Source organism: Methylobacter sp. (assembly GCF_030680395.1).
Lineage (GTDB): Bacteria > Pseudomonadota > Gammaproteobacteria > Methylococcales > Methylomonadaceae > Methylobacter_A.
The window spans coordinates 17,928-35,116 of sequence record NZ_JAUXVR010000006.1 but is presented as its reverse complement, the minus strand read 5'-3'; the positions used below and the strand labels follow the sequence as shown (position 1 = coordinate 35,116).

Genomic DNA, 17,189 nt, shown 5'->3' with positions numbered 1-17,189 from the left:
TCACTGCGCGCCTTAAAGACATTTTCTGGTTTGGCCATGGTGACAGATAAGCTGGTTGTTAACGATAAAGATAGCTGTACCTTCATGCTCGACCAGTAGGACGCGAGTGGCTTGATTCATGGCGTTTAATCCGGAACGGGATCGCGATGGCGTTCGGCGATGTCGCAGAAGACGCTGAAATGGGTGAGAAAGGCATCAACCATGTCCGGGTCGAAATGCCGGCCTCGCCCGGCCGCAATGATGCTGCGAACTTCAGCGTAAGACATGGGTTCTTTGTAAACACGGCGGGAAATCAAGGCGTCGAATACATCCGCCAGGGCCATGATACGAGCTGACACGGGAATGGCTTCACCGACAAGTCCATCCGGATAACCGCTGCCATCCCATTTCTCATGGTGTCGGTGGGCTATTTCCTTGGCTAAAGTCAGGAATATTACCGGCCGTTCTACATCCCGCTCGGCCTCTTCGATGGCCACGGCGCCAAGACGAGCATGGGTTTTCATGATCTCCCATTCTTCCGGCGTCAACTTACCGGGTTTTTGCAGGATAGCGTCGGGGATACCGACCTTACCGATGTCGTGCAGCGGCGCGGAACGTGCCAGCAACTGAATGTAACGGTCATTCAGAGTCGCCGAAAAAAGGGGGTGAGTTTGTAGCTTCTGGGCGAGCTGTTGAACATAGCCCTGGGTGCGCAGGATGTGGTTGCCGGTTTCAGGGTCGCGAGTTTCCGCCAGATGGGCCAATGCCCGGATGCTTACTTCCTGGATCAACTCGTTTTCGGCCATGCGTTTCGCGATCTCGGCTTCCAGATAACAGTTTTCGTCACGCAGCCAGTCACGGGCCTGTTTCAATTCCAGTTGGGTATGGACGCGCGCCAATACAATGGGGGGTACGACAGGTTTGGTGATGTAGTCCACTGCACCTACGTCCAGTCCATGGAGCTCGGCTTCCGTACTGTCCATGGCAGTCACGAATATCACAGGGATGTCGCGGGTCGAGGGATCTGCGCGCAAACGCTCGAAGACTTGATAACCGTCCATGCCCGGCATCATCACATCCAGCATAATCAAGTCTGGACATGGTGTAGTGGCGGCGATGCGCAATGCTTTCCGGCCCGAAGTAGCGACGCGTACCCGGTAGATCGGTTGCAACAATTCGCTTAAAACGGTGAGGTTCTCGGGAGAGTCGTCAACGATCAATATCGTTTGGAGAGTTATCTCTGACATGGGTGTTCCATAGTAGGTATGGCAATGTTTCTTAGCTTAGATTGCAGATTCTATCGTTTTGAATTATAGAGGGCTTAAAAAATAACGCTAGGTTTTGTTGGTATTTCAGTAATAAGTATTCAAAAGCAATTACTTGTAAATATAAAGTGAATTCCTAAGTAGCCGATAAAACAAACGTTTTTATTAATGGTCAACAGAATCCGGTGCCTTAGGAATAAATGAATTCATTTGTTAAGCCGCGTTAAAAGACCCGCATCCGGTCATTGTAAATAACGGTCAAAGTTATTCAACAGGTTTTCCAGGGCATTGCCGTTTTCGGTATTAATTTCAATTACAGCGGATTGTTCATGTTCCGACAACGGTTGTGCCGATTGTTGCTGATGGTGTAGTACGGCCACAGTTGCTTCCGATGCATCGTTTTGCCGTTGCTTGATACGCCTGCATAATTCCTGATCAGACGCTTGAAAAGTGAGGATATGAAACGGCACGCCGCAGTCGGCCGCAAGCTGCCGAAACGGATCGCGTTGCCTGGTTTTAAGAAAAGCCGCATCGATAATTACCGGGAAACCTGCGTCAAGCACGGTTTTGGCAAGTTCCTTAAGGTGTTGATAGGTTTTTAGATTCGCTTCTTGGGTATAAAGTCCGTTGTCAATGCCGCTGCCCGTTTGCATCAATGCCCGGTAGCCGAACAGCCGTTTGCGTTCTATATCGGAACGTATCTGGAACGCGCCGATTTTTTCGGCGAGTTGGGCGGCCATCGTGGATTTTCCGGAACCTGAATAGCCATGGGTAATGATCAGAACGTTTTGGCGACGCTTGGTAAAACGCTCTGCCAGATCGGCAAAAGCTGCGTATTCGCGATGCGCCTTCTGGGCAACAACAGGGTCGTCGGGTTGCTGGGCCATGCGCAACAAGGAAACTTTAGCCCGTACCAGCGCACGGTAAACCAGGTAATAACGCAGCAGCGTCAGCCCTCGATAATCGCCGGTGTATTGTAAATAGCGATTAAGAAAGCGGTATGCATAGCGGTCATATCCAAAATGCAGCAGGTCGATAAACAAAAAAGCTACTTCGCTGATGACATCAATCCAGCGCAGCAGCGGATTAAATTCGATGCAATCGAACAGGGTCACCTTACCGTTAATCAGTGTCATGTTGCCCAGATGCAGGTCACCGTGACATTCCCGGATATAGCCTTGATGTCTGCGCAGCTGCATTATCCCGGCTTGCATGCGCCATTCGCTGTCGCCCCATTGCTGAATGCGCTGTAGCTGCTGTTTTTGAACGTCATCAATCAATAAAGGCCTGATATGGTCGAAATTCTCGACAAACCAATGGTTGATGCCTGCGCTATCGCCATAGGGAGAGTTTTCATCCGTCTGTTCAATGGTTTCATGAAAATCGGCAATAATATCGGCAAGTTGATCGACTGCATCTGTGCTTAGCCGGCCGCGCGCGGCGTACTCGCTTAGCAACTGCCCGGAAGGAAATCGAGTCATCTTGATGGCGTATTCGATGGCTGTGGTCGTGCCGCCTATTCTGGGATGCTCCGGCGTTCCGGTTATCGGTACGACCTCCAGATACAGGTCGGCGGCCAAGCGTCTGTTCAGTCTTAGTTCTTCAATACAGCAAAAGCTGCGTTTTTCCAGCGTGGAAAAATCCAGAAAGCCGAAGTTAACCGGTTTTTTGATTTTGTAGACGTATTGGCCGGTCAGCAGCACCCAGGAAATATGGGTTTCAATGATGTTGCAGTCATTCGCTTCAGATAACGCTTTGATGAGGGTGAGGCTTGAATCCAGCGCTGTTTTATTGCTCATGTTTACAACCTCCGACGCAATCAATGGTCAGATGTTATTACGTTCATGGCATTGGGCGCAATGCCGGAAGGTCGGGGCGGTAAAAAATATGTAATTCGAATAGCGAGGTTAAGACTTTAAGATGCTGTTTGCGTCCTGCAATGCTCCAGCGTTACTAGGCTTGTAGGGTGTTTTTATCGCCAGCGTTAAAATAAAGTCGGTTTCTATTTCGAGTTCCGCAACGTCTTTAATGGCTTGTTGAACGCTTTCATTGGCTCGCCACGCAAATGGCGTCATCTGTAACAGGGCGATTCTTTGCTGGAGATTCGGGACGATTTTATAACTGATGCGTTGTCTATCAATACGCTCAAACCCTTGCGGCAGTTCGCTCTCCAACGTATGTTCTTGCACATCAGCATAGATGAATTTTTTCAATTGCCATAGATGTCTGGGACCTGGCGTCACTGTCAGCAAAAATCCTGACGGTTTCAGTATCCGCTTGAGTTCATGTTCATTTGATGGGGCAAATACTCTCAGCACAAAATCGAAATACTGATCTGCATAAGGCAGCCGGTTAGCGCTGGCGACTATAAATCGCGCATTGGGCTGTTTTTTAGCGGCAGCGGCTATCGCGAATTTGGCAATGTCGACGCCGTGCAACATCATCGTGTTTGGGCAATGGGCTTCAATCATCCGGCTGTAGTAGCCTTCGCCACAGCCCAGATCCAGCAGATGTTTGGGTTGATTTGCATTGACCATCATCGCTACGGCTTGGGCCATTGGTTCATAATACCCGGCTTCCAAAAACTCGCGTCTGGCCTGCATCATTTGCTTGCTATCACCCGGTTCACCGGAGCGTTTATGCTGCACAGGCAAAAGATTCAAATAACCTTCTTTTGCAAGATCAAAGTGATGGTTATTCTTGCAAACGTAGCTTTTTTGATTTAACTGTAGCGAGGCCGCGCAAAGCGGACATACATAACAGGATATTGGCTGGTGAGGTTGATGCATGCAAACAAACAGGGGGCTTTACCCGGCTAAGCGGTGTAAAAATCGTAGAGGGTTGAACGGTGGTTTTGAATAGAAGGCAGGGTCAACTTAAGTTAACCCTGTCTCAGTAAAAAGTCGATCTAATGATTAGATTGACTTGAAAAAGCCTAATGCTTTGTTTAATTCAGCAATAGCTTTTTCTTCATCTGCACTTTTACCAATTATTTGCGCTTTAATCAGACTTTCGAGGCCTTGCTTTACAGCCGCTTCGTTGCCTGTGATTTCTTCAGAAGCGGTACGTGCTGCTTTTTCATGTATATAAGCGGCATTGAAATCGTGTTTGCCGATTTCAGCTATAGCGGCTTCAATATGTGCAATAACTTCAGTGGCTTTTGCATCTTCAGCGAAAGCAATGTTACTTGCACCAAAAGAGATAGCCATAATAAAAGTAAGTACTGCTTTTTTGATTAAATTCATCATATACCTATGAAGTGTTTTGGTGTGATTTCCAGACATTGCCTGAAAATTAATAATTGGAAAGACAATTGCTTCCCAAACGCTATCATATACGATTAATCGATTCCTTATATAGCCAATTTTTAAATTAACAATATGTTTTCAGAAAAGTCGGACAGGGTTGTTTTGACTTGTGATTTTCATAATGTTGTTTTTTATAGATTATTATGGCAAAAACCGGTAAGTAACGGCTTTTTGTTATGAGTAAGTAGTTTTTAAAATTTGTCCTGATTAGCAAGAAATTTGTTGAAAGGGATTCAGTCTGCAAAGAACTGGAAGGGAAGGCGATATTGAACTCATTCACCTTACGTCCCTCTCCGGACAGGACGCCAAAGCGCCGCCTGACCTGATGTCTAACCTAGCACACTATAATGATATAGCTCTGTTTCCAGGATTATGTACTGAAAGGGTTAACGCATGAGCAGTTCCGTAAGTCGGGTTACGGCGCAAAAAAAACGCGCCTCACCCAACCTTGTTGAATAGTTGCAGTTAATTATTGGCTAACCTGAGCGATCCAGTCTTGCAGGTTGTAATAATTGGTAATGCGGGCCACTTTGTTGTCGCGAATTTCAAAAAAAGCACCGGCAGGCAGGCGGTATTTTTGGCCTTGTGCGGCAGGCAGGCCTTCATCGGTTTTAATGTATTCGCCCAATACTACAAATTCCGCCGCCGCACGTTTGCCGTCGGCTGTCGCCATGATAACCATATCGACCAGCTGTTCTCTGTAATTGTTGTTCATGCAGGCCATAAACTGGGTAAATGCGTCCTTGCCGATTTCACGCCTGCCTTGGTTAATGTCGTGGATGACATCGTCAGTCAGCAGGTTAAGAAATGACTCCATGTCACCGCCGTTGAATGCGGCATAGTATTGTTCTATCAGGTTGATGCTGTCTTGGTTCATAGTGATTCCGTGGTAAATAAATTAAATACTGATATTTGATTATGTTGCCGGTTGATTAGTCTTTTTCCCAGTTATCCCGCAAGGTCACGGTGCGGTTAAAGACCAGTTTGCCATTAACGCTGTCTATGGCGTCAAAGCAGAAATAGCCGGTTCGTTCAAACTGGTAGCGGCTTTCCGGTTGCGGACTAGCCAAACTGGCTTCCACTCTGCAATCGGTCAGAACTTCCAATGAATCGGGGTTTATGGCATCCAGGAAGTTTTCTTCATTGTCAGGGTTAGGCACGCTGAATAAGCGGTTATATAAACGCAGTTCTGCAGGTTGCGAGTGTGGCTCGGAAACCCAGTGGATTACGCCTTTGACTTTACGTCCTTCGGGATTTTTGCCCAGCGTGTCGGGGTCGTAGCTGCAACGCAGTTCGGTAATATTGCCGTCAGCATCTTTGACGATTTCGTTGCACTGGATGACGTAAGAACCGCGCAAGCGGACTTCGCCGCCTGCTATCAAGCGCTTGAATTTCGGCGGCGGTACTTCGGCAAAGTCATCCTGTTCAATCAAAATGACTTTGGAAAAGGGCACTATACGTTTGCCAAGCTCAGGCTTTTGCGGGTGATTACCGACTTCAAGCTGTTCGGTTTGATCTTCAGAATAATTGTCGATGACTACGCGCAACGGCTGTAAAACCGCCATGGCTCTGGGGGCATTGTCGTTTAAATCTTCGCGGATGCAGTATTCCAGCACGCCCATTTCTATCCATGAATTTTGCTTGGTCAGGCCGATGCGCTCGCAAAAATCGCGTATCGATTTAGGCGTAAAACCTGCGCGGCGCAAACCGGCGATAGTCGGCATACGTGGGTCGTCCCAGCCGTTGACGTGTTTTTCCGTGACCAACTGGTTGAGTTTACGTTTGCTGACGATGGTGTATTCCAGTTGCAATCTTGCGAACTCTATTTGTTGCGGATGGCTGGGCGTTTTGAGTTGATCCAGCACCCAGTCGTAAAGCGGGCGATGGTCTTCAAATTCCAGCGTACACAGCGAATGAGTGATGCCTTCCAGCGCGTCGGAAATGCAGTGGGTGTAATCGTACATCGGATAGATGCACCAGTCGTTGCCGGTACGTTGGTGATGCACGCGGCGAATCCGGTACAACGCCGGGTCGCGCATGTTGATATTGGGGGAGGCCATGTCGATTTTGGCGCGCAGCACATATTGGCCGTCGGCGAATTCACCGGCGCGCATGCGTTTAAATAAATCGATATTTTCCGCTATCGGGCGGCTACGGTCAGGGCTCTCCTTGCCGGGTTCGGTCAGGGTGCCGCGATATTCCCTGATTTGTTCGGCGGACAAGCTGTCGACATAGGCTTGGCCTTGTTCGATCAGTTGCACGGCGTAGTTGTAAAGCTGTTCAAAATAATCCGACGCGTGACGCAATTCCGACCACTCAAAGCCCAGCCAGTGTACGTCGCGCTTGATTGATTCCACATACTCATCGCTTTCTTTTTCGGGATTGGTGTCGTCAAAACGAAGATTACAAGCGCCGTTATTTTCGGCGGCGATGCCAAAATTCAGGCAGATCGATTTTGCATGACCGATATGCAGATAGCCATTAGGCTCTGGGGGAAAGCGGGTGACAACTTTGCCGTTGTTTTTGTTGTCGTTGAGATCATTGGCAATGATCTGGCGGATAAAGTTTGACGCAGGTTGGTTATCGTTTGTGGACATTGTCTGTGTTGGATGCGTTATTGAAGAGGATTTGTGTGTCAAAAGTTGTAATTATACATTGAATGATTGCTGCGGAGCTATTCGGCAACCAGCGTCTCTATCCGGTAAAAACCTTCGCCGTTATCGCCTAAAACATCGGCCAGCCAAGGTAAAACCTGTTTCATCTCAGCCGCTAAAGTCCAAGGTGGATTGATGACGATCATGCCGCTGGCGGTCATGCCGTGTTCGTTGCTGTCCGCGCGTATTCCCAGCTCAAATAACTGCACATTGTTGATGCCGCTGGCTTGGATGGCCCGCTCCAGTTTCTGGTTGCGACTGCGGTCAATGACCGGGTACCAAAGTGCATAAGTCCCTGTGGCAAAGCGTTTATGCATGGCGGCCAGGGTTTCGACAACCTGTTTGTAATCGCTTTTTATTTCATAAGAAGGATCAATCAATACCAGTCCCCGGCGCTCGAACGGTGGCAATAATTTTAAGCAGTCTGTTAAACCATCGGCATGAAAGACGTTGATGCGCTTGTCTTTATTGGCTTCGGAGGTTAATAGCTTTATTTCGGTGTTATGCAATTCGAATAAACACAGGCGGTCTTTGTCGCGCAGTAATTGTTTGGTGATTAACGGCGAGCCGGGATAACGGGTTAATTTGTCCGGGCTGTTAAAGCGCTTGATAAGGCTGACATAGCGGGCAACGCAGTCAGGTAAGTCATTGCGTTGCCATAACTTGGTTATGCCGTTTTCAAATTCACGGGTTTTTAATGCGTATTCACCGTCCAGCTCGTATTTTCCGGGGCCCGCATGAGTATCGATGCAGCAGAAAGGCTTGTCTTTTTTTGTTAAGTATTCAAGGTTTTGTATCAGGATAATATGTTTTAAAACGTCGGCAAAATTGCCTGCATGAAAGGAGTGTCGGTAGCTGAGCATGATGAGTTTTATTTTTTTAGAGTACTTTGTCGAATATCGTCATGCCTATTTCAAAAGCAATCAGCCAAATAATAATCCATTCCAGTATTGATGAATGTCTATGTTTTTGCTCGTCTGCCAGCATTTCAAATAATTCATGGATGGTTTCTAGCTTTTTTGACAATACGTCGGTTCGTTGAGCTATTTCCAGGTATTTTGCGGTGACCCCGTAAAAGGCTTCATATTCGGGATATTCCCAAAAGAAATCAGGCGTATCCAGCAAATCATAATTCAAAATAATGTCGCTTTTGGTTAAAAACAATTGCCCTCGTATTTTTGCGATTTTATGGCGACTTAACTTGATTTTTCCGTTTTCAGCCAATGACTTGGGAATATAGCTGGTGTTGTTGATGGTGGTGAGGGCGTTGGTTTCAAAAGAGGCTAGTTTAATCGATTGCGCCATGCCTTGCGATAATGCAAAAATCAAAATGGGATCCGAAGACTCGATTTCAATATGATCTTCAATAATGCGTGTGCCTGGACAATCGAGAGTAAAAGTGAAGTTGTCTTCCTCCGGGGAAGTCAGCGGATTTTCTGCATGATCCAATAATAACTGATGTAGTTTAGACTGCTGTTCCAAGCTGACATTCCAGTGCACAACAGCGCCATAAGCAAAGATAACCGACCAGGATTGATCATCCTCAATCAATAATGCGCCTTTAATAATCCGTATCAGCGTTGAGTCTGATAGCAGTCCTGCTAATGCGCTAATATCAAAACTCTGAGCCAGACAATAAGCTACACAATTTTTAATGAACTGATTTTCAGACATAGAGTGCTCTCAAAAGTTAATATGGAGTATGGCGCGGAGGTATTGACGAGCTTTTATTCTAACCCTGTCAATTGATGTATCAGCAGGGCGCTATCGGAACAGGTCTCTGTTGATACAACTGAAAATAGCGACTATTTTTCTGCAATTTTTACCAGCCAGCCGTTCTCGCCATTGCATCTTGAGACTTTTGCATTCACCTTGATGTTGATCCTTGCTGTTGTGTTAACCAACTCGGCAGGTAATTTTCCTTTTACCAGATAAAAAGTATCTTTATCTTCCGTAGTTACTTCAACGGGGAGTGTTTTTACGGTGACTTTTATTTGCTCGGGTTTCTCCACATTGAACGCCAGAAAAGAGAACGCCGATCCCGGAGCAACGGTTGCCATGTTGGCAGGCAAAAACTTGGTCAGCTGCGGTTTTAAGCAGGCATTCTCGCCACCGCCACCACCGGTGCTTGCACCGTGTCCGCTATGATGCTCTGCAGCATGACCTGCGCTGACGTTAAAGCAAGAAACTATAAAAAAGAGGGCTAGTAGTCTGGGTGTTTTCATAGGATTACCTTTTAATTATTATCTGGGTCGCGATCAGTATCAGGCGAACTCTTGTTACGCTATTAAAATGCAAAAGTATTTAGGCTAAATCGCCCCTACACGGCTAATTATATGCATAAATGACGCTGCATCATAAAACATTGGAATAGTCCTGCTCCAGCTGACGGAAATTCATTGACGACATGAAGCGGCTGAAACTCAGCCAGGATGAAAGCCCCATCAGGTCTTTGAACTGCGGCGGCAAAAAGCGTGGCGATATCACCGTACCTTCTTCAACCAGATCGACTAATACTTTCATATCTTCGATCATGGTTTTGCCGCAAAACAGCAAGGGGATACGATCCGGTTTACCTTTGTTGACCGCCAGACGCATGAAGTTATAAGTCAGCACGAAGCCTTTGATATAGGTCAGGTCCTTGGTAAACGGCATGCCGTCAGAGCTGCTGCCTCTAAAAACCCGGCTGCTGAGCATATAGCTTTCTTCGTTGTCCAGTCCTTTATCCTTAAAGAAATCGAATATGTCCAGGAAGTCCGCGCCTTCTTCGGCCAGCGTGATGGCGCGCACCCGGTTGATCAGGCGCATTAGCCGGTTGGGTGTGGAGCTGAAGGTTAATATTTCCATCAATACCGCTAACCCTTCCTGAGTGACGGTTGCGGATGGCGGTCCTTTGCCGAGAAAAGTGCAATAAGGCTGGGCCAAGCCGTTCAGGGTCGTGCCCAGATGCACCCATATTTCGTGAACTTCAAGCACGCGCAGGTCGCGCATGTTGAACAACGCATCGGCGCGCAATTTGATGTAATCGGTGCCGGCGGCGGCATCGGCGACGATACCGTCGCTGAGCATGGCGCGCAGGCCATCGCCGGGGAATACAGCCTCTATTTTTTCATTAAGGATGGCTACGGCATCCTTTGCGTTGATGGTTTTGGGTTCTTCGACCAGGAAATCAAGTTTCAGCAGTTGCGACAGGGTGCCTTCCATCATGCTGCCCAGATCGGCAATGGTCGGGTCGCCGACATGAAAAACGTCCTGGGATGAGCCGTATAATTCCTGGGAAATATTGGAGAAGGTCGGCTTTCCTCTGGCCTCCAACATGCGTACTACGTCCAGATATTCCTTGCAAATTCGTCGCATGATCACGCTGAGCGGGTTGAGCTGGCCGAGCTTGCGCATTAAATCGCGCTCAATCTGGTAAAACTCGTGTTTCTTTTCGTTTGGGTCAAAGCCCAGAGGACGTTTTTGATAATAATCCGGCGTGACTATCGGCGACTTTTTGCAGTTGCCGTCAAAAAAAGCCTGTTTGATATTGTCATCCCATTTGATGGCGTCGAGTATGCGGATCGGCTGTTGAGCTTTGACGATCCGATCCGACAGCGTTTTGACTTCGGTCAGATAAGCGGAGGGTTTAACGGCTTTTTTGCGCATGAGTGTCGTCCATTAGCGTTGCAGTGTTGTAGGTAAGAAAAATCATTCACCACGAAGGGCACGAAGATCACGAAGTTTTATGTGGTTTTTCGTGACTTTCGCGGTAAATAAGAAATCCGGATCAGCCGTACCCATACTGAAACCATATCCAGTATATCAACAGATTGACAAAGCCCAAGGGAATTCCGACACGGGCAAATTCAAAAAAACCGAGGGTGGCTTCATGCTTTTCGGCATGCTGAATAATAATCACATTACTGGCGGCGCCCAAAATCAGCAGGTTACCTGCGATAGTGCTGCCGGCTGCCAGGGCCATCAGCGATTCGGGGCTCGGATTAGTCAGCATCGGCAGATACAGCGCTACCAGGGGTACATTCGAAATCAGCTGGCTGAGCGAGGCGCTGAGCAGCATGATAGCCGGAATGGTCGTCAGATCCATGTGTAATTCAGTAACCTGTTGTTGCATGATGCCGGTTTGCCAGACGCTGGACATTAACACAAACATGGCCGCGAAAAACAGCAAGGTTGACCAGTCCAGACTTTTTAATAAGTGCAAGCGGGCAGAGCTGAACAAGACCGGCGGCAGGGCCGCGATAAGGGCGATATGGCTTAATTTAAGCTGCACCGTGCTGTGTATGGCGGACAGAATGATGTTGAGCGTTATCAATCCGATCAACAAAAACAAGGAGGCTTGGGCCAGTTTGGCCAGTTTTTTATCTAATAGTTTGACCGGGTTATGGGTAAGCGGCATAGCGGTTATGAATTGTTGCCGATAAAACAGCCGTAAAATCAGATAAGTGACAATTAAGTTAAGCAGTGTAGGGAGGATAGCAAGCGCCTTAAAAAAAGTCAGGAAAGGCGCGGATAATCCACCTTGGCTGGCAATCAGAAAGTTCTGGGGATTGCCAATAGGGCTCATCACGCTGCCGATGGTAATGGCATAAGCCAGCGTTAATAGCAGCAACCTGCTGTTGATGTTGTGCTCCCGAGCCAGGCGCAACACCAGCGGCGTGCCTATGATGGCGAGGGTATCGTTCATCAGCAGCGCAGAGCTCACGGCCGCACCGAATAAAATGCCGCAAACCAGTTGCGGCACGGATGTCATCCGGTTAAACAAATGATAGGCGAGGGCATACAGATAGCCGCTGGCGACCAGCGCCTGACCGACGACAAACATGCCGAACAGAAACAGCATGACATTAAAATCGATAGCCTTTAGGGCGTCGGGTCCGCTAATCTCGCCGGTAGCCAGTACCAGCAGCGCTCCGCAGGTCATTGATTGCCAGATCTTGATATTAAAATGGCCGATTTTACGCACGGCTATCAAAGCGAATACCGCAATTAGCGTCAGTATCGGTATATTCATTTTGTTCCTGATAATGGGTGATTTTTTATAGACTGTCTTGAATATTTATTAGGTTGCGCGCGCAGTGCTGGAGCAGCATTTTTTGTATGAAATATTTAAAGCCCCTTAAGGCTAATTTAAGATTAAATGATGAGAATGAGGCCATCTGGATTAATACACATATAGAGCATGAACAAGAGCGCAACCCACTATGAATGAAAGCGACATTATTTCATCACGACGAAAATTTCTGAAAAATATGGCTTATGGTTCCTTGCTGATGGCTGGAGGCGTCGGCGTCGCAAACGCTAAAGTTAAACATATAGCTTCACACACGGTACTTGCCCCGCACTCGTCCAACCATAAGACGCGTGTTCATGAAACGCTACACCAACACCTTTCCTCACACAAGTTTTCACCCACGGTACACACCTCCAGCATATTTAATCGGAACTCGCCCTCGCATAAGATGCTGGCTTTGCATAACACGCATACCGGTGACCGGTTAAATCTGACTTACTTTGAGCAGGGGCGTTATATCAAAGACGCGCTCCACGAAATTAATCATTTATTTCGTGACTATCATGACGGTACCGTTCACCCCATTGATCCGGCATTACTGGATCAGCTGTATGACTTGAAACATTCTCTCGAAGTCAGGAAGCCCTTTCATATCGTTTCCGGTTATCGATCACCCGCTACCAATGCCGACTTGCGTAAACACAGCGATGGCGTCGCTAAAAATAGTCTGCACATGGAGGGCAGGGCGATTGACATTCGCATTGAAGGCTTGGATACCAGAAGGATTAGAAATGCAGCACTGGCCATGCAACGTGGCGGTGTCGGTTATTACGGAAGGTCCAATTTTGTGCATTTGGATACCGGTAGCGTAAGAACCTGGGCCGGATAAACCGACCCTATCCGGAAGACACGAAGAGCGGGATGTAAGCTTCGTAGCAACTTAAGACATAAGACCCACGAAGTTCAGGAATAAAACTTCGCGTCCTCGTTAATTTCTCCTATACCGCCTCTGGGCAATAGCTCCTGCATACGGTTTTAAATCAAGCGATTTAATTACAGCTATCAAGATAGAGATATTGCCCTGCATTACTCTCTATCGCTGTTCCGAATGCGATTCTACCGGCCTTGCCCCCGTGCAGTCGTAAAGCGCCTGCATTTAGTGTTCTACTGCACGCCATCCATGGCGTTATGCAATATTTTATTCATCCAACCATCCGCAGTTACCGCGTTTCTTGTAACAAATGTTGCGTCTCTACTTGATTATCTTGATTGGCGCTTCCTGCGTCGAATTGGTGCTGATAAAAAGCGATTGGTCAGACAGGTCGTCCGGTTTGCTCAGAGCTTCCAGTAGCACTGCGTCATGTCCATAAATATCGGGGTAAAACTCTAAATTGTCATATTGGTCGAAAAAAGCTGTGGTATAAAAAAACAACACCGGTATCGGTTTTTTCAATATGACTCTCTGCATTTTTGGCGTGTTCATGGCCAGTTGTATAGTTTCGGCGTTCCAGCTGTCCTGATTTTTAAGTGCAAACTCAGCCAGTTTTTGTGGATCCGCAACCCGCACGCAGCCATGGCTGAAATCTCTCCGTGATTTGCTAAACAAGGCATTTGCAGGGGTGTCATGTAAGTACACGTCATCTTTATTGGGGAAGATAAACTTGACCTTGCCCAATGCATTCTTTTTTCCCGGACGCTGCCTGACTCTTAACTTTCCCTCTTTAAGCAGATTCATTGCTTCTTGGTTAAGGACTGTAGGTTTTTCACCGTCGCGAAAAACAGAAACCATTTCCATGTTTTCTTTATCAAGATAATTGTTGTTTTGAATTAACTTGGGCAATATTTCATTTTTTATGATGCTGTAAGGCACATTCCAATAAGGCATGAAATCGATAAAGTGCATTTCCGCCATCAACACAGGGGTTTGGGTCTTTAAAGCCTTACCGACAACGACCCTCATATTGATTATATTGGCATCTTTCTGATCAATCGCCTCAAACGCCCATAATTGAAAGGCTGGAATATTAACAATAATCGATGTGCCGACATTGAGCTCCGGTAGCCAGCGCAGTCTTTCCATAGCCAATTCGATTTGTGTTACCCGGTAGCCTAAAGGTACATTGAGTGCGGCTACAGAACCTTTTCCGATATCGCCATCAGCAGTAATTCCATGCCGCTTTTGATACTTTTTAACTCCGGTAGCAATGGCGTCAGTGTATAGCGATGATTTTTCAGGGTCGATAACCGTATTATCTTCAGGCAAGTCGCCTATGATAGTTAAAAATCGGCGCAACTCGGGAATTTGCGGATGGGACCCTCCGGGGCGCAACGTTTCTTTAATCTCCATTTTAAAAGACGGCGCTTTCACGGCAAGCTCACGGTAACTGGCCAAGGCCTGTTTTAACTTTTGGTATTGCTTTAACTTTGGTTCAACCGACAGCGGTAATTGGGGTAAGGTGTTTTGAGTCAGGCTGTTTTTAATCAGCAGCGGTAAATCAATCAGCTTTTTTTCTCTTAACTTTAAGTTAAAGTTTATGCCTTGCGGATTGACCCGGCCATAATTCAAATCATGCAGAAAGCGTAGCAAGGATATACTGAGCGCCGTATCGTATAGCGCCAACTCTTTATATGAGTCAGGCTTGAGTTTTAAGGCTGCCTGTGATTTTTGCCTTAGCGCTTCAGCGTCGTAATTTTTAGGATTTAAACCGTCGATAGCCGCGTTCGCTAATAGATTAAGCGCTTCGGTGATATTTTTTTCTGCATCCGCATTGCCTAACCACAGTAGCTGGTGGTTTGACAATCTATAGAGGGATTCAAGATCTTCGGTACGATTGGGGAAATTGGACAGCATCAGGTAAGGATGCTGTTTTGCCGCAATAATGGCAGTAATTTCCTGAGCTATGCCGGGTTCCTGATTGACGATTTCCTCTGCAAACAACGCTTGTATGGGTAGCGCCAAGAAAAGAAATATTAGCAATCGGGGAATAGGGTATCTTATGGTCTTTTTCAATTTATTTCTTCGCTGAATGTTCGTGATATTAAGTTTTGCAGTTGGATTACTGCAAAACTTTTTTAATAGGATAATCAGTCTTTTTGATTGATATACAATTTTAACATCAACTACATCGTTCGAGGAAATTTGACGACTGTCCGGATAAATATTTGTTCCTCGGCAACTTGCTCCAGCGTCGCCTCGGCAATTGCTCCTGCATTGCTCTACCTTCTGCATAACCCACAGGGATGTGGGGAATGCAGAGAAATGACTGGATCATTTCCTGTCCCTGCAGTCGTAAAGGGCCTGCTGTCGGTGCTCTCTATCGCTGTTCCTGACGCGATTCTAACTGCCCATCCATGAGGACGTACCTCCCGGGTAACCGCTCCAGGCAGGAGGGAGTATAATGCAGAAGCGGCATGGCGGTGTGTCGATACGGCTGCACCATTTATTGAGTTTCACTCACTACAAGGCAAGTTGATGGCAAATCTTACTTTTTTAGGGGCAACTGGCCAAGTTACCGGCTCCTGTTATTTACTGGAAACCGACTCCAGCCGCATATTGCTTGATTGCGGATTGTTTCAGGGGTCAAGGGAAACAGAAAAACAAAATGAAGCCGATTTTCCCTTTGATCCTGCCGGCATTGATGCGGTGGTTTTGTCCCACGCCCATCTTGACCACTGCGGACGCTTGCCCAAGTTGGTTAAAGACGGTTTCAAAGGGGCGGTATTTCTGACCGAGGCCAGTTTTCCGCTGCTGGAGTTGATGTTGATGGATGCCGCGCATCTGCAACTACGGGATACCGAATGGGAAAACAAGCGTCGGGAACGTGCCGGTAAGCCGCTGCTTGAACCTTTATATACAGAGGCGGACGTAAAGACATTGCTCTCGCTACGTCAGCCGATAGCGTATGGCGTGGAAACCAAAATACTTCCCGAGGTAAGTATTTCTTTTCATGAAGCGGGACATATACTCGGTTCATCGATTGTGCGTTTGCGCATCAACGATAAAGATAAAACCAAAACACTGGTTTTTTCCGGCGATTTGGGCAACCTGAATTCGCCGTTACTGCGCGACCCTGCTGTTTTAACCGAAGCCGATGTCTTGTTGCTTGAATCCACTTACGGCGACCGCGACCATAAACCGTTGGTAAACACACTGGATGAATTACGCGAAACATTGGCGGAAGCCGCAGAGAGCGGCGGCAATGTCATTATTCCGGCTTTTGCGGTAGGTAGAACTCAGGATCTGATTTACTGGCTGGGTAAAATTCAGCGTCAGGGCGGACTGCCGCAGCAACAGATTTACCTGGATAGCCCGATGGCGATCAGCGCCAGCAATATCTACGCTGAAAATACCCATTTATTCAATATTGATGATCCCGAATTTACCAAAATTGCGCCTGGCGGTTGGCAAGCCTGGTTGCCGGGATTGATCTATTCTCAGACAGCCGAAGAATCAATGGCCGTCAACCGCATTGCCGGCGGCGCGATTATTATTGCCGGTAGCGGCATGTGTAACGGCGGTCGCATCCGCCACCACCTTAAATACAACTTATGGCGGCGCAATGCGCATATTATCATCGCCGGTTTTCAGGCCGAAGGTACTTTGGGTCGGGCTATTGTCGACGGCAAAAAGTCGCATTTGAAAATCCTGGGCGCTGAAATCAATGTCGCCGCCAAGGTGCATACCCTGGGCGCGTTAAGCGCCCACGCCGATCAAAGCCAGTTATTGCAGTGGGCGGAACATTTTAAAGAGCCTAGGCCGAGACTTTATCTGATTCATGGCGAAAAATCGGCCACGTTATCATTGCAGACCTGCTTCAGGCGTACCGGGTGGAATGCGAATGTTCCTAAAGTCGGGGAGAGGATTAACCTTTGAATGGCTGGAAAGCCAACTCGCGCTAAAATACATAAAACGGAAATAAACCATCATCAATTGAAGTAGCTTGGCTATAAAAAAACCGGCACCTCTTCA

Annotated in this window: 14 protein-coding genes; 2 read left to right on the top strand and 12 right to left on the bottom strand. The window is 47.3% G+C overall.

Annotated elements, in window-relative coordinates:
- Positions 1-125: 125 nt before the first annotated feature.
- The 11 genes from Q8L79_RS01495 to Q8L79_RS01445 all read right to left on the bottom strand — a co-directional run bounded on the left by Q8L79_RS01495 (position 126) and on the right by Q8L79_RS01445 (position 12,220).
- Positions 126-1,226 carry a two-component system response regulator gene (locus tag Q8L79_RS01495; RefSeq protein WP_305267384.1) on the bottom strand — a complete coding sequence of 367 codons (1,101 nt, stop codon included), beginning with the start codon at positions 1,224-1,226 and terminating at the stop codon, positions 126-128.
- A 260-nt stretch (positions 1,227-1,486) separates the two neighbouring features.
- Positions 1,487-3,043, bottom strand: coding sequence for a bifunctional aminoglycoside phosphotransferase/ATP-binding protein (locus tag Q8L79_RS01490; protein ID WP_305267382.1), 1,557 nt, complete (start codon positions 3,041-3,043; stop codon positions 1,487-1,489).
- 108 nt (positions 3,044-3,151) lie between these two features.
- On the bottom strand, positions 3,152-4,033 hold the full coding sequence (rlmA, locus tag Q8L79_RS01485; protein ID WP_305267380.1) for a 23S rRNA (guanine(745)-N(1))-methyltransferase: 882 nt from the start codon (positions 4,031-4,033) through the stop codon (positions 3,152-3,154).
- 126 nt (positions 4,034-4,159) lie between these two features.
- Positions 4,160-4,492, bottom strand: coding sequence for a hypothetical protein (locus Q8L79_RS01480; protein WP_305267378.1), 333 nt, complete (start codon positions 4,490-4,492; stop codon positions 4,160-4,162).
- Between the two features lie 529 nt (positions 4,493-5,021).
- On the bottom strand, positions 5,022-5,429 hold the full coding sequence (locus Q8L79_RS01475; RefSeq protein WP_305267376.1) for a ketosteroid isomerase-related protein: 408 nt from the start codon (positions 5,427-5,429) through the stop codon (positions 5,022-5,024).
- Between the two features lie 55 nt (positions 5,430-5,484).
- The gene (locus tag Q8L79_RS01470) at positions 5,485-7,149 is read right to left on the bottom strand and encodes a glutamine--tRNA ligase/YqeY domain fusion protein (protein WP_305267374.1); all 1,665 of its coding nucleotides are present in this window, start codon (positions 7,147-7,149) and stop codon (positions 5,485-5,487) included.
- A 77-nt stretch (positions 7,150-7,226) separates the two neighbouring features.
- Positions 7,227-8,069 (bottom strand): 23S rRNA (adenine(2030)-N(6))-methyltransferase RlmJ, encoded by an 843-nt coding sequence (locus tag Q8L79_RS01465; protein ID WP_305267372.1) that lies wholly within the window; start codon positions 8,067-8,069, stop codon positions 7,227-7,229.
- A gap of 16 nt (positions 8,070-8,085) precedes the next feature.
- Complete coding sequence (locus Q8L79_RS01460) at positions 8,086-8,880, bottom strand: RMD1 family protein (RefSeq protein WP_305267370.1); 795 nt, start codon at positions 8,878-8,880, stop codon at positions 8,086-8,088.
- A 131-nt stretch (positions 8,881-9,011) separates the two neighbouring features.
- A complete protein-coding gene (locus Q8L79_RS01455; RefSeq protein WP_305267368.1) occupies positions 9,012-9,431 on the bottom strand; it encodes a hypothetical protein in 420 nt (139 codons plus the stop codon).
- Between the two features lie 130 nt (positions 9,432-9,561).
- Positions 9,562-10,854: a flavohemoglobin expression-modulating QEGLA motif protein gene (locus tag Q8L79_RS01450; protein WP_305267366.1), complete on the bottom strand. Its 1,293-nt coding sequence runs from the start codon at positions 10,852-10,854 to the stop codon at positions 9,562-9,564.
- Between the two features lie 121 nt (positions 10,855-10,975).
- Positions 10,976-12,220 (bottom strand): SLC13 family permease, encoded by a 1,245-nt coding sequence (locus Q8L79_RS01445; RefSeq protein ID WP_305267364.1) that lies wholly within the window; start codon positions 12,218-12,220, stop codon positions 10,976-10,978.
- A 190-nt stretch (positions 12,221-12,410) separates the two neighbouring features.
- On the opposite strand from Q8L79_RS01445, the gene Q8L79_RS01440 reads away from it, so the two are divergent.
- A complete protein-coding gene (locus Q8L79_RS01440; protein WP_305267362.1) occupies positions 12,411-13,109 on the top strand; it encodes a DUF882 domain-containing protein in 699 nt (232 codons plus the stop codon).
- A 363-nt stretch (positions 13,110-13,472) separates the two neighbouring features.
- Here Q8L79_RS01440 and Q8L79_RS01435 read toward each other — a convergent pair whose 3' ends face one another.
- The gene (locus Q8L79_RS01435) at positions 13,473-15,230 is read right to left on the bottom strand and encodes a murein L,D-transpeptidase (RefSeq protein WP_305267360.1); all 1,758 of its coding nucleotides are present in this window, start codon (positions 15,228-15,230) and stop codon (positions 13,473-13,475) included.
- Positions 15,231-15,692: 462 nt separating this feature from the next.
- On the opposite strand from Q8L79_RS01435, the gene Q8L79_RS01430 reads away from it, so the two are divergent.
- On the top strand, positions 15,693-17,093 hold the full coding sequence (locus Q8L79_RS01430) for an MBL fold metallo-hydrolase RNA specificity domain-containing protein (protein ID WP_305267358.1): 1,401 nt from the start codon (positions 15,693-15,695) through the stop codon (positions 17,091-17,093).
- Positions 17,094-17,189 lie beyond the last annotated feature (96 nt).